The sequence below is a fragment of the Limimaricola sp. AA108-03 genome (assembly GCF_050847355.1).
In the GTDB taxonomy this organism is placed as follows: Bacteria; Pseudomonadota; Alphaproteobacteria; order Rhodobacterales; family Rhodobacteraceae; genus Limimaricola.
Map to the genome: position 1 here is coordinate 625546 of NZ_CP193755.1, position 13101 is coordinate 638646.

Annotated in this window: 13 protein-coding genes and 2 tRNA genes; 13 read left to right on the forward strand and 2 right to left on the reverse strand. The window is 67.4% G+C overall.

Annotation, left to right across the window (positions count from 1 at the left end):
• Positions 1-68 precede the first annotated feature (68 nt).
• Both ACRAQ3_RS03200 and ACRAQ3_RS03205 read left to right on the forward strand, forming a co-directional pair.
• Entirely contained in the window at positions 69-1865 is a 1797-nt protein-coding gene (locus ACRAQ3_RS03200) for an ABC transporter transmembrane domain-containing protein (RefSeq protein WP_269397855.1), read from the forward strand.
• A 140-nt stretch (positions 1866-2005) separates the two neighbouring features.
• Positions 2006-3901, forward strand: coding sequence for an acyl-CoA synthetase (locus tag ACRAQ3_RS03205; protein WP_432255653.1), 1896 nt, complete (start codon positions 2006-2008; stop codon positions 3899-3901).
• 406 nt (positions 3902-4307) lie between these two features.
• Here ACRAQ3_RS03205 and ACRAQ3_RS03210 read toward each other — a convergent pair.
• Positions 4308-4382 (reverse strand) — tRNA-Thr (locus tag ACRAQ3_RS03210).
• A 160-nt stretch (positions 4383-4542) separates the two neighbouring features.
• On the opposite strand from ACRAQ3_RS03210, the gene ACRAQ3_RS03215 reads away from it, so the two are divergent.
• From ACRAQ3_RS03215 to ACRAQ3_RS03240, 6 genes are all read left to right on the forward strand, one after another.
• On the forward strand, positions 4543-4701 hold the full coding sequence (locus ACRAQ3_RS03215; protein ID WP_432255654.1) for a hypothetical protein: 159 nt from the start codon (positions 4543-4545) through the stop codon (positions 4699-4701).
• A 5-nt stretch (positions 4702-4706) separates the two neighbouring features.
• The gene (murA, locus tag ACRAQ3_RS03220; protein WP_085897081.1) at positions 4707-5972 is read left to right on the forward strand and encodes a UDP-N-acetylglucosamine 1-carboxyvinyltransferase; all 1266 of its coding nucleotides are present in this window, start codon (positions 4707-4709) and stop codon (positions 5970-5972) included.
• Positions 5969-6445: a DUF2948 family protein gene (locus tag ACRAQ3_RS03225; RefSeq protein WP_432255655.1), complete on the forward strand. Its 477-nt coding sequence runs from the start codon at positions 5969-5971 to the stop codon at positions 6443-6445. The genes murA and ACRAQ3_RS03225 overlap by 4 nt, the downstream gene beginning before the upstream one ends.
• Before the next feature lie 82 nt (positions 6446-6527).
• Positions 6528-7838 (forward strand): histidinol dehydrogenase, encoded by a 1311-nt coding sequence (hisD, locus tag ACRAQ3_RS03230; RefSeq protein WP_432255656.1) that lies wholly within the window; start codon positions 6528-6530, stop codon positions 7836-7838.
• The gene (locus ACRAQ3_RS03235) at positions 7835-8296 is read left to right on the forward strand and encodes a UPF0262 family protein (protein WP_269397861.1); all 462 of its coding nucleotides are present in this window, start codon (positions 7835-7837) and stop codon (positions 8294-8296) included. The genes hisD and ACRAQ3_RS03235 overlap by 4 nt, the downstream gene beginning before the upstream one ends.
• Before the next feature lies 1 nt (position 8297).
• A complete protein-coding gene (locus ACRAQ3_RS03240; protein ID WP_085897076.1) occupies positions 8298-8780 on the forward strand; it encodes a low molecular weight phosphatase family protein in 483 nt (160 codons plus the stop codon).
• A 78-nt stretch (positions 8781-8858) separates the two neighbouring features.
• On the opposite strand, the gene ACRAQ3_RS03245 is transcribed toward ACRAQ3_RS03240, so the two are convergent.
• Complete coding sequence (locus ACRAQ3_RS03245; protein WP_432255657.1) at positions 8859-10466, reverse strand: PRC-barrel domain-containing protein; 1608 nt, start codon at positions 10464-10466, stop codon at positions 8859-8861.
• Between the two features lie 234 nt (positions 10467-10700).
• Between ACRAQ3_RS03245 and infA the strand changes: the two genes are divergently transcribed.
• The 5 genes from infA to ACRAQ3_RS03270 all read left to right on the forward strand — a co-directional run bounded on the left by infA (position 10701) and on the right by ACRAQ3_RS03270 (position 12932).
• Positions 10701-10919 (forward strand): translation initiation factor IF-1, encoded by a 219-nt coding sequence (infA, locus tag ACRAQ3_RS03250; RefSeq protein WP_013384801.1) that lies wholly within the window; start codon positions 10701-10703, stop codon positions 10917-10919.
• Between the two features lie 7 nt (positions 10920-10926).
• Complete coding sequence (locus ACRAQ3_RS03255; RefSeq protein WP_432255658.1) at positions 10927-11532, forward strand: Maf family protein; 606 nt, start codon at positions 10927-10929, stop codon at positions 11530-11532.
• On the forward strand, positions 11529-12566 hold the full coding sequence (locus ACRAQ3_RS03260) for a ribonuclease E/G (protein ID WP_432255659.1): 1038 nt from the start codon (positions 11529-11531) through the stop codon (positions 12564-12566). Before ACRAQ3_RS03255 ends, ACRAQ3_RS03260 begins: the two co-directional genes overlap by 4 nt.
• The gene (locus tag ACRAQ3_RS03265; RefSeq protein WP_432255660.1) at positions 12566-12760 is read left to right on the forward strand and encodes a DNA gyrase inhibitor YacG; all 195 of its coding nucleotides are present in this window, start codon (positions 12566-12568) and stop codon (positions 12758-12760) included. The genes ACRAQ3_RS03260 and ACRAQ3_RS03265 overlap by 1 nt, the downstream gene beginning before the upstream one ends.
• A gap of 97 nt (positions 12761-12857) precedes the next feature.
• A tRNA-Phe gene (locus ACRAQ3_RS03270) sits at positions 12858-12932 on the forward strand.
• The last annotated feature ends 169 nt before the right edge of the window (positions 12933-13101 follow it).

The window sequence follows — 13101 nt, forward strand, 5'->3', positions numbered from 1 at the left end:
GCGGCATCGCTTGTGATGACGGGGTGCGACGTCTAGACAAACTGGGCAACGAATGAACGAGGCGCTCGATGGCCCGATCCCCGAAGACCAGTGACGAGGAGCGCGCAGGCTCGCGCGACATCGGCGCGCTGCGGGCGCTCTGGCCGTTTCTCGCTCCCTACCGCCTGAACATGGCGCTCGCGATCGCGGCGCTGGTGCTCACCGCCTGCGTAAGCCTCGTGCTGCCGCTCGCCGTGCGACAGGTGGTCGATAATTTCGAGATCGACGCGGGCGCTCTGCTCGACCGCTACTTTGCGGCGGCCCTCGTGATGGCCGCGCTTCTCGCCCTCGGCACGGCGACGCGCTACTACCTCGTCACCCGGCTGGGCGAGCGGGTGGTGACCGATATCCGCAAGGCGGTCTTTGCGCGGATGGTCGGCATGAGCCCGGCCTTCTACGAGCGGATCATGACCGGCGAGGTGCTGAGCCGGATCACTACCGACACGACGCTGATCCTGAGCGTCATCGGCTCCTCCGCCTCGATCGCTCTCAGGAACCTGCTGATCCTCGCGGGCGGGCTGGTGCTGCTGCTGCTGACCTCGGCCAAGTTGACCGGGCTGGTGCTGCTGATCGTGCCGGCGATCATCGTGCCGATCGTGGTGCTGGGTCGACGCCTGCGCGAACTCAGCCGCGAGAACCAGGACTGGATCGCGGCCTCGTCCGGCAACGCCTCCGAAACGCTGCTCTCGGTGCAGACGGTACAGGCCTACAGCCACGAGGCGCAGAGCCGGGCGCAGTTCGACGAGGTGACGGAAAAGAGCTTTGCCGCCGCGCGGCGCCGGATCGGCACCCGGGCGGTGATGACCGCGATCGTGATCTTCCTGATCTTCGCGGGCATCGTCGGGGTGCTGTGGATCGGCGCGCGCGACGTGCATGCCGGGGCGATGACCGTCGGCGCGCTGGTGCAGTTCGTCATCTACGCGGTGATGGTCGCGGGCGCGGTCGGCGCGCTCACCGAGATCTGGGGCGAGCTGCAGCGCGCGGCCGGCGCGACCGAGCGGCTGGTCGAACTGCTGAATGCGCAGGACAGCCTGAAGGAGCCCCTTGAGCCGCGTTCGATCGCGGCGGCGCGCGGCGAGATCACCTTCGAGGACGTCTCCTTCTCCTACCCATCTCGTCCCGACGTCTCCGCGCTCGACCATGTCAGCGTCTCGATCCGGCCGGGCGAGACGGTGGCGCTGGTCGGGCCTTCGGGCGCCGGCAAGACGACGATGATCCAGCTCTTGCTACGGTTCTGGGACCCGGCGACGGGGCGGGTTCTGCTCGACGGGACGGATCTGCGTGACATGGCGCGCCCGGCCTTCCGGCGCCAGATGGCGCTGGTGCCGCAGGACCCGGTGATCTTCGCGGATACGGCGCGCGAGAACATCCGCTTCGGCAGGCCCGACGCTACCGACGAAGAGGTCGAGCAGGCCGCGCGGGCGGCGGCGGCGCACGAGTTCCTGATGGCGCTGCCGCAGGGCTATGACAGCCAGGTCGGCGAGCGCGGGGTGATGCTCTCGGGCGGCCAGAAGCAGCGCATCGCCATCGCCCGGGCGATTCTGCGCGATGCGCCGGTGCTGCTGCTGGACGAGGCGACCAGCGCGCTCGATGCCGAAAGCGAGCGGCTGGTTCAGCAGGCGGTGGATCGGCTCGCGACGGGGCGCACGACGCTGATCGTGGCGCATCGGCTGGCCACGGTGAAGAAGGCTGACCGCATTCTCGTCTTCGAGGCGGGCCGGATCGTGGCGCAGGGCAGCCATGACGACCTTGTGGCCGAGGGCGGGCTTTATGCGCGGCTGGCGCGGCTGCAATTCACCGACGGGTTGGTCGAGGCCGCCGAGTAGCGCCGAAGGTCCGAAAATTCTTGCGCTGCCGGGGCCTTTCGCGGCGTCATGCTTGCGTGACGCGGAGGTCAGCCGGATGCTCGCGAACAGGGATGGAGCCGCGTCGCGGCACGGGAACGATATCGACAGGGAGGAATGGAATGGGCTTTGCGGGCATTGCCGATCGCGCGGCGATCGAGGCCGAGAAGAGTTGGGAGGCGCAGGGCCAGCCCGCGACCACTCACGGCCTGCTGGAACGGACCGCGAAGGCCTTTCCCGAACGCTCGGCGCTCAGCTTCCAGCTCTTCTCGGACCCCAAGGCCCCGGCTGAGACCCTGAATTGGGCGGAACTGCACGCGAAATCGGTGCAGACCGCTAACCTCCTGCGTGAGCTAGGCGTGGGCGAGACCGATGTGGTGGCGTTCCTGCTGCCGAATTGCACGGAAGTGGTCCTGAGCTATCTGGGCGGCCAGATCGCGGGGGTGGTGAACCCGATCAACCCGCTGCTCGATGCCGGGCAGATCGGTGCGATCCTGCGCCAGACCAACGCCAAGGTGCTGATCACGCTCAAGGCCTTTCCCAAGACCGATGTGGCGCAGAAGGCCGCCGAGGCGGTGGCGCTCGCGCCCAACGTCCAGACCGTGATCGAAGTCGACCTGCATCGCTACCTCACCGGGGTGAAGAAGCTGATCGTGCCGCTGATCCGGCCCAAGGTCCCGGTTCGGCACAAGGCGCGGGTGCTCGACTTCAACCGCGAGATCGCCAAGCGTCCCAGCAAGCTGGCCTTCGCCGACAGCGCCGGCGACAGGGTCGCGGCGTTGTTCCATACCGGTGGTACCACCGGTATGCCGAAGGTGGCGCAGCACCGCTATTCGGGCATCGTCTACAATGGCTGGCTCGGCCAGAGGCTGATGTTCTCGGACCGCGACAATATTATCTGTCCGCTGCCGATGTTCCACGTCTTCGCGGCGATCGTCATCATGGGGTCGTCGCTGGCTTCGGGCGCGCATGTGATCATGCCGACCCCGGCGGGCTATCGCGGCGACGGAGTGTTCGACAATTTCTGGAAGCTGATCGAGCGCTGGAAGGTGAGTTTCGTGATCACCGTGCCGACCGCGATATCGGCGCTGATGCAGCGCCCGGTGGACGCCGACATCTCGACGCTGAACCTCGCCTTTTCCGGCTCGGCCCCGTTGCCCGTGGAACTCTACAAACGCTTCGAAGAGGCCGCGGGCGTCACGATCTGCGAAGGCTACGGTCTGACCGAGGCGACCTGTCTCGTCTCGATCAACCCGCCAGAGGGCGAGAAGAAGGTGGGCTCGGTCGGCGTGCCGTTCCCCTACACGCAGGTGCGGATCATCAACCCCGATACCGGCGAGGACTGCGCCCCCGACACGGTGGGCGAGATCTGCGTCTCCAGCCCCGGCGTGGCGCGGGGCGATACCTATACCGACCCGCTCAAGAACGAACATCTCTACTGGCCGGGCCCGGCGCATGAGCACCAGTTCCTGCGCACCGGCGATCTCGGTCGGGTCGATGCGGATGGCTATCTCTGGATCACCGGACGCGCCAAGGATCTGATCATCCGCGGTGGCCACAACATCGACCCTGCCGAGATCGAGGAGGCGCTTGCCGCGCATCCCGCTATCGCCTTTGCCGGCGCGATCGGCCAGCCCGATGCCCATGCCGGCGAGATCCCTTGCGTCTATGTCGAACTGTGCGACGGTGCGAGCGCGACCGAGGCCGAACTGCTCGAATATGCGCGCGAGCACGTGCCCGAAAAGGCGGCGAGGCCGCGCCATCTCGAGATCCTTCCCGAGTTGCCGAAGACGGCGGTGGGCAAGATCTTCAAGCCTGAGCTGCGCAAGATGGCGATTGCACGCGTCTATGACGCCGCGCTGGCCACGGCCGGGGTCGGGGCGGAGGTGGCCGAGGTGGTCGAGGACAGCCGCCGCGGTCTCGTCGCGAAGATCCGCCGCACCGGTACCGCCACGGAGGCCGATGCCGCCAAGGCGCTCGGCGCCTTTACCCGGCCCTGGGACTGGATCGGCGATTGATGCACCGGCATTGATGGCTGGACCCCGCCGCCGGAGCGGCGGGGTCCATTTCAGATCGACCCACCCTTCGACGGCCCGCTCTGAGGCACGGCCCAATCGAAGGCGCGCATCGGCGCCGAGATCGCCCTGGCGATGATGGCATCGCCAGGCGACACGGGCGGCTCGTTCGGCTGCGACGGCAAGCTCGAGGTCCCCGACATCGCAAGGACGACGATCGCCCCGAGGGCCAATGGTAGCAGCGGATCTATGGTAGGCATGAGAAAACTCTCGAACACTGGTCAAACAACACAACCATTAGGAGAGTAAAAATTACCTTACGCAAGTCTAGGCGTTGTATCGGCGAGCGAAACGATCCCGCTGCAGCAGCGCTGCACTCGTTCATTTGGACTTGTCGGGGGGAGGGAGATGGTGCTGCAGGAGAGGATTGAACTCTCGACCTCACCCTTACCAAGGGTGTGCTCTACCACTGAGCTACTGCAGCGTCTCGTCTGGGCGGGCTTTTACCTGCCGTGACAGCGAGCGCAAGAGCTTTTTGACCTGCTTGACGCCGGGGCGGGCTGCTACGCTCCAACTTGACCCAACTTCCTGCCGTGCCGGCAAGGAACTGGACGCTTGGGGGGGAGAACGCTATCTGCGCAGGCATGAAAACACCCCGTCAGGACCCGCCCCGCGCGGCAGATCGCAGCGATCGGCTGAAGGCCGCCCTCAAGGCCAACATCGCCCGCCGCAAGGCGCAGGCGCAGGCCCGCGCCGCCGGAGCCCGGCCCGATGACGCCCCAGACGCAGAAGAGAAAGAGTAGCAGGCATGGATTCGATCATCGTACGCGGCGGCGCCGAGCTTCGCGGCCAGATCCCGATCGCGGGCGCCAAGAACGCCTGCCTCGCCCTGATGCCGGCCACCTTGCTCTCCGAAGAGCCGCTGACCCTCACCAACGCGCCGCGTCTCTCGGACATCCGCACCATGACGCAGCTGCTCGAATCGCTCGGTGCCGAGGTGTCCTCGATGCAAGGCGGCAAGGTGATCGCCATGTCGACGCATGACCTCGGCTCGACCCGCGCGGACTACGAGATCGTCCGCAAGATGCGCGCCTCGAACCTCGTGCTCGGCCCGCTGCTGGCACGGGCGCATGAGGCGGTGGTCTCGCTGCCCGGCGGCTGTGCCATCGGCGCGCGCCCCATGGATATCCATATCGAAGCGCTCGAGGCGCTCGGTGCGCAGATCGAGCTCAAGGACGGTTATCTGCACGCCGTGGCCCGCGGCGGCCTCAAGGGCGGCCGGGTGAAGCTGCGCTTTGCGTCGGTGGGCGCGACCGAGAACGTCCTGATGGCCGCGACCCTCGCCAAGGGCACGACGCTGATCGAGAATGCGGCGCGTGAGCCCGAGATCGTCGATCTGGCGCGTTGCCTGCGGGCGATGGGAGCGCAGATCGAAGGCGAGGGCAGCTCGACCATCGAGGTGCAGGGCGTCGACCGGCTGCACGGGGCCACGCATCAGGTCGTCACCGACCGGATCGAGCTTGGCACCTACATGCTGGCGCCGGCCTTCACCGGCGGCGAGGTTGAATGTCTGGGCGGCAAGCTGGAGCTGATCGGCGCCTTCGTCGAGAAGCTCGACATGGCCGGCATCGACGTGACCGAGACCGAGGCCGGACTCAAGGTGAAGCTGCGCGGCGACCGGCCGCGCGCGGTCGACGTGATCACCGAGCCGTTCCCGGGATTCCCCACCGACCTGCAGGCGCAGATGATGGCGATGCTCTGCACCGCGCAGGGCACCTCGCGGCTCGAGGAGAAGATCTTCGAGAATCGCTTCATGCATGCGCCCGAGCTGGTACGCATGGGCGCGCGGATCGAGGTGCATGGCGGCCACGCCACGGTGACCGGCGTCGACAAGCTCAAGGGCGCGCAGGTGATGGCGACCGACCTGCGGGCGAGCGTCTCGCTGATCCTCGCCGGCCTCGCGGCCGAGGGTGAGACGGTGGTGAACCGGGTCTACCACCTCGACCGGGGCTACGAGCATGTCGAGGACAAGCTCGGCGCGGTGGGCGCGCGGATCGAGAGGGTGAGCGCATGACCGAGACACGCGACGCGACATTCGAGGAGGGCGTGCAACGCCCGCTCCGGCTCAAGGCCCTGGATGGCGACGACGTGCAGGTGATCTCGGCGCTGGTGCAGGATTCCGTCCTGCCCGCCTCCGAGATGGCGTGGAAAAAGAGCGAGCGGCGCTTCGCGATGCTGCTCAACCGGTTCCGCTGGGAAGACCCGGTCACCACGCGCGAGGCCGAGCGGGTTCAGGCGGTGCTGTGCATCGAGAACGTGACGGCTGTCCGCGCGCAGGGGCTCGACCCAAAGGACCGCGACACGGTGCTGTCGCTGCTCGCCGTGGTGTTCGAGGCGGGTGAGGATGAGCCCTCGGGCACGATCCGCCTGATCCTCGCGGGCGATGGCGAGATCGCGGTCGAGGTGGAGGCGCCGGAACTGCTTCTGCGTGACGTGACGCGCCCCTACGCGGCCCCTTCGGGCAAGGCACCGCACCACCCGGAGTGAACCCGGGCCCGCGGCATGCGGCAACTGGACGGTTGAGCAGGACGGCGGGCAGGGCTATGCCCCTGAGCCGAAGGAGACCGCCATGCCGCACCGCCTGTCCAGCACCGATCCCGATTTCGAGGCCCGCTTCGCCGCGCTGCTGACCATGAAGCGCGAAGACAGCCCCGACGTGGACGATGCCGTGGCCGCGATCATCGCCGATGTGCGGTCGCGCGGCGATCTCGCACTGGTCGACTACACTTCGCGCTTCGACCGCATGGCGCTGCCGGTGGAACGGCTGCGCTTCACCTCGGAGGAAATCGAGGCGGAATGCGAAAAGGTCTCTGACGAGGATCGCGCCGCGCTAGAACTCGCGGCCGAGCGCATCCGCGCCTATCACGCGCGCCAGATGCCCGAGGATCAAAGCTGGACCGACGAGGCAGGGGCGATGCTGGGCTGGCGCTGGACCCCGGTTTCGGCGGCGGGGCTCTACGTGCCCGGCGGTCTGGCCTCCTATCCCTCCTCGGTTCTGATGAACGCGGTGCCCGCCAAGGTGGCCGGTGTCGAGCGGCTGGCGGTGACCGTGCCGACGCCGGATGGGCTTGCCAACCCGCTGGTGCTGATGGCCTGCCGTATCGCCGGAGTGGACGAGATCTACCGGATCGGCGGCGCCCAGGCGATCGCGGCGCTGGCCTATGGCACCGAGAGCATCGCGCCGGTGGACAAGATCACCGGGCCGGGCAACGCCTATGTGGCAGCGGCCAAGCGGCGCGTCTTCGGTCGGGTCGGCATCGACATGATCGCCGGGCCCTCGGAGATCCTCGTCATCGCCGATGCCGACAACGATCCCGACTGGATCGCGCTCGATCTGCTCAGCCAAGCCGAGCATGACGAAAGCGCGCAATCGATCCTGATCACCGATGATGCCGGTTTCGGCGACAAGGTGGCCGCCGCCGTGGAGGCGCGTCTGGAGACGCTGGAGCGGCGCGTCATCGCCGGCGCCAGCTGGCGCGATTTCGGTGCCATCGTCACCGTACGGGATCTGGAGGAGGCGGCGCGGCTGGCCGACCGTGTCGCGGCCGAGCATCTCGAGCTCTGCGTGGCCGATCCGGAGGCGCTCGCGGACAGGATCAGCCATGCGGGAGCTATCTTTCTCGGCCACTGGACGCCGGAGGCGATCGGCGACTACATTTCGGGGCCGAACCACGTCTTGCCCACGGCGCGGTCGGCGCGGTTTTCCTCTGGGCTGTCGGTGATGGATTTCCTGAAGCGTACCACATTGTCGAAGATGACCCCCGAGGCGTTGGCCGCGATCGGCCCCGCCGGCGCGCGTCTGGCGCGGGCCGAGAGCCTCGAGGCGCATGGGCTGTCGCTGACCGCCCGGCTCGACCGGCTGAACCGGAGCACGACATGACCCGGATCGCCGAAATCCGGCTGCATGACGCGGGTCAGACGCCGACGCCCGAGATCGAGCAGGAACGCCGCGTCGCGGTGTTCGACCTGCTGGAAGAGAACAGCTTTGCCCTGCCGGGGCGCGACATGGGACCCTACCACCTGAGCCTTGGGATCCGCGAGAAGCGGCTGGTCTTCGACGTGGCCAATACCGAAGGCGAGCGCGCGGCCGAGTTCCACCTGTCGCTGGGGCCGTTCAGGCAGGTGGTGAAGGATTACTTCCAGATCTGCGAAAGCTACTACGACGCGGTCAAGACCTTGCCGCCGAGCCAGATCGAGACGATCGACATGGCCCGGCGCGGCATCCATAACGAGGGCGCGCGGGTGCTGCAGGAGCGGCTGGAGGGAAAGGCCGATGTCGATACCGACACAGCACGCCGGCTCTTCACCCTCATCTGCGTGCTGCATTTCGGGGCCTGACATGGAGTTGGCCGCGACAGTGCAGCCGCTTCCGCAATCGGTTCTGTTCTGCTGCGATCACAACGCCGTCCGGTCACCCATGGCCGAGGCGATCATGAAGAAGTTCTATGGTTCCGACTGCTATATCCAGTCGGTCGGCGTAAAGAACGACCTCGAGATCGACGGCTTTGCCATCGCGGTCTGCGCCGAAATCGGCGTGGAACTGCACCGGCACCGCTCGCGCAGCTTCGACGAGATGCATGATTGGGGCGATGACCTGTCATCCTTCGATCTGGTCCTCGCGCTGTCGCCCGCGAGCCAGCGTCGCGCGCTGGATCTGACCAGCTACTTCCATCTCGACGTGGAGTACTGGCCCGTGCTCGACCCTACCGGTCTCGGCGAGGGCCGCGAAGAGCGGCTGCGCAGCTACCGCCAGACCCGCGACATGATCATCGAGCGGCTGATCGAGCGCTGGGGGCCGCCCCGCGAACGGGCCAATCCTTAGAACTCCCCTGGCCCCACGCGGGAGGCCACGAAAAAGGCCGCCCCATGGGGCGGCCTTTCGTTCGAGAAGGAGCGAGGCTTACTGCTCGACTTCCTGCATCGACTCGAGCTGTTCCTCGGTGGCTTCGATGAAGACGCGGACTTCACCGGCTTCCGAGCGCAGCACGCTCATCTGGTCGAAGGGGATGGCGACGGGCTTCTCGCCGATGCCGAGGAAACCGCCGACTTCGACCACGACGTCCTGGATCTGGCCCTGATCGTCGACCATGATGTCGCCGATGTCGCCGATCCGCTCGTCATTGATGCCATAGACGGTCGAACCCTCGAGGTCGGTAACCGCGATCTCGTTGGCGGGAACCATCGCGAAGCCTTCACGCTCGACCACCGGGCCGGTGCTTTCGATCACGGCTTCGTCGGTCATCTCGGCGGTCTCGGCCTCGACGGTCTCCACTTCAGCGACCTCGCCCTCGACTTCGGCTTCGGCCTCGGCGGCCTCGGTCTCGATCGCGGCTTCGGCCTCAGCGGCCTCGGATTCGATCTCGGCGCCGGCCTCGGCCATCTCGGCCTCTACCTCTTCGGCGGCACCTTCGACTTCGGCACCGGCTTCGGCCAGTTCGGTCTCGGCCTCGGCTTCGAGCGCCTCTTCGGTGTCGACGGCAGCCTCGGACTCCATCTCGGCCTCGGCCTCGGGGTTGTCCATGGCGGGGGCGGCTTCGCCTTCCATCGCGGCTTCGTTGATGGTCACCACCGGCTCGCCGGTCTGCACCATCTCGATCACCGGCTCACCGGCCTGGGTGAACTCGATCACCGGCTCGGCGCTCTCGAAGCGAATCTGCGGCTCGGCGCGCTGCACCGAGACATTGGCGTTCTCGCCGTCGCGGCTCTCTTCGTAGGTGATGGTCGGCTCGACCGTGGTCAGCTGCACTTCCGCGTTCTCGAGAGCACGGGCTTCGCCCGCGGCTTCGCCGGTGGCGAAGGTCTCGCCGGTGGCGCGGTCCGTCACCTGGATGCCGCCTTCGGAGCCTTCCGGGGCACGCTGCAGTTCAAGCTCGACCTGCGGGCGGGCCTGCGTCACGGTGACGACCGGGTCGGCCTGACGGATCTCGACCTGCGGCTGGGCGTTGGCCACGTCGACCGTCGGGTCGGGCATGGTGATGATGATCTCGGGCGCCGGTTGCTCGATGCGGATCGTCGGCTGCGGCATGTCCATGGTGATGGTGGCGGGCGCCTGGCGGATCAGGATCTCGGGCTGACCCTCGCTCACGGTCACGTCGGGAGTGGCGTTCGACACCATCACGTCGGTCTGGCCGCTCTCGACATTGACCGTCGGGGTCGACTGCTCGAGATAGACCATGCCCTCGATCACGACCTCGTCCTCGAGGCGAACCGTGGCGGTCTCGGTTTCGGCCAGTTCGGCTTCCGCCTCGGCACTCTCGCCCTCGACCGCAACGATGCGCTCGAGTTCGACATAGGCGACGGCGCACTGCTCGTTGTCCTGCGCCTCGATCAGCGCGGCGATCTCCTCCTCGGTCATGGGGGCATCGGCCGGCACGCCATCGGCCATCCGGTCGGTCAGCAGCAGTTCCAGGTCGGAACAGGTCGCATCCGTGGTCTGCGCCTGGGCTGCAGCCGCCAGCGGCAGGGTCAGCGCCGTCGACAGCAGAAGCTTGGTCATCCGCGTGGTCATGGATCGTCTCCCGTAAAATCTTCGCTTCGGCCACACAACGGCGCATCTCCGAGGTCGTTCCCCCGAATGCCACGAAATTTTGATTGCATCCGGGCGGCGCGATGGTGAAGCTCGCCGGGAAGCCGGCCGGACTGGACCGGATCGGGACCTGTTTGCACTTGAAACTCAGGCCCTGAAGGCGCATCTACTCCGCATGGCCCGCGTATTTCGCGGGTACCACTGGACGGAGAGACCATGGCCAAGGAAGAACTGCTCGAATTTCCCGGTGTCGTGAAGGAACTCCTGCCGAATGCGACGTTCAGGGTCGAGCTGGAAAACGGCCATGAGATCATCGCGCATACGGCGGGAAAGCTTCGCAAGAACCGGATCCGCGTCCTCGCCGGCGACAAGGTGCAGGTCGAAATGACCCCCTACGATCTGACCAAGGGTCGGATCAACTACCGCTTCCGCTGATCGCCGCATGAGTGCGCTACCGCCCGAGACCGGGCTGAGGCTGATCCTCGGCTCGGCCTCGCCGCGTCGCCGCGACCTGCTGGCGCAGATCGGCCTCGTGCCGCACGAGGTGCGCCCCCCCGAAATCGACGAGACACCGGCGCGTGGCGAGTTGCCGCGCGCTTATGCGCGCCGGATTGCCTTGGAAAAGGCGCGGGCGGTCTCGCTCGACAAGGGCGAGGTGCTGCTCTGCGCCGACACCACCGTCGCGCTGGGCCGGCGCATCATGGGCAAGCCCGCCGATGCCGCGGAGGCGGCGCGTTTCCTGCATCTCCTGTCGGGCCGCAGGCACACCGTCATCACCGCGGTCGCGGTACGGCGTGGTGACCGGCTTTGGCAGCGCGAGGTCGAGACCGCGGTCAAGATGAAGCGCTTGTCGAATCCCGAGGTCAACGCCTACCTCGCCACCGGCGATTGGCAGGGCAAGGCTGGAGGCTACGCGATCCAGGGACCCGCCGGGGCCTTCATCCCCTGGATCAATGGCTCCTTCACCGGCGTGGTCGGCCTGCCGCTGGCCGAGGCCGCGGGCCTGCTGACCGCGGCCGGATATCCTGCATATGGAGAGAACGCATGAAGGGACGCCGTATCGTCCTCGACCATATCGGTGACCGCGAGGCGGCGGCGCTTTTGGTCGATGGCCAGCTCGACGACCTGTTGATCGAAGAGGGCGACGCACCGCGGCCCGGCGCGATCTACCGCGCCATCTGCGATCGGCCGCTCAAGGGGCAGGGCGGCATGATGGTGCGTCTGCCAGAGGGTGGCAGGGGCTTCCTGCGGCAGGGTAAGGGGCTGCGTCCCGGACAGGCGCTGCTGGTGCAGGTCACCGGCATCGCCGAAGACGGCAAGGCGGTGCCGCTCACCGATCGGGTGCTGTTCAAGAGCCGCTATGCCATCGTCACCCCCGGTGCGGCGGGTCTCAACGTGTCGCGCCGGATCTCCGAGGAAGAGGAACGCGCACGGCTGTGCATTCTCGCCGAAGAGGGCATGGAAGGCGCGCCCGAGGGCTTTGGCCTGATCCTGCGCTCGGTCTGCGAGGGCGCCGCCGAGGACGATATCGTCGAGGACATCGCCGCGATGCGTGGCCTTGCCGAGGCGGTGACGGCGGATGCCGGCGGCACCGAACCCGAGGCGCTCACCGAAGGCGACGGGCCGCATCTGCTGGCCTGGCGCGACTGGAGCGCGGGCGACGTGGTGACCGAGCCCGGCGGTTTCGAGCGGGAGGGCGTGCTCGATCAGATCGAGGATCTCAAGAGCCCGCGCGTGGCAACCGGCGAGGGCACGATCTTCGTCGAGCCGACCCGGGCGCTGGTGGCGATCGACGTGAACACCGGCGGCGACACGACGCCCGCCGCCGCGCTCAAGGCCAACCTCGCCGCCGCCCGCGCCCTGCCGCGGGCATTGCGGCTGCGCGGTCTCGGCGGCCAGATCGTCGTCGATTTCGCGCCGATGTCGAAGGCGCATCGCAAGCAGCTCGAGCAGTCGCTGCGCGCCTCGTTCCGCAACGACCCCGTCGAGACCTCGCTGGCAGGGTGGAGCCCGATGGGCTTGTTCGAGCTTCAACGCAAGCGCGAGCGTCCCGCCTTGGTGCGGCTTCTGGGGCGGTTGTGATGGCCTGCCCGATCTGCGGCAAGGCCACGGTTGAGGCCATGCGCCCCTTCTGCTCCAAGCGCTGCGCCGACGTGGATCTCGCGCGCTGGCTCGGTGGCGGTTATGCTGTGCCGTCCCGGGATCCCGAGGACGTCGAAAAAGCCATCGAAGAGGCGGCCCGGGCGGCTGCCGAGCCGCCCCGCCGCGATCACTGAGACGGGGCAACATTTTTCCGTCGAATGCCTCTGGACACCCCTTTGCGGCTCGCCTAGAAGGCCCACACCCGATGACGGCAGCAGCCATCATCCCCGTGCCCGGGTAGCTCAGGGGTAGAGCAGTGGATTGAAAATCCTCGTGTCGGTGGTTCGATTCCGCCCCCGGGCACCATTCCTCTAGAATGTCAGAATTCTTCTGTGAGAGGGCAGGAGCCTACCGTTGCCTGCCGAGTTGCGGCTCAAGCGGCCGTGGCGGATCCGTAGCAGCGATCGAGAGCCATGTCCCGGAGCGTCGTGATGGCCGGCGGAAGTGGACTGCCGGGATCGCTGTTGAGGTCTGG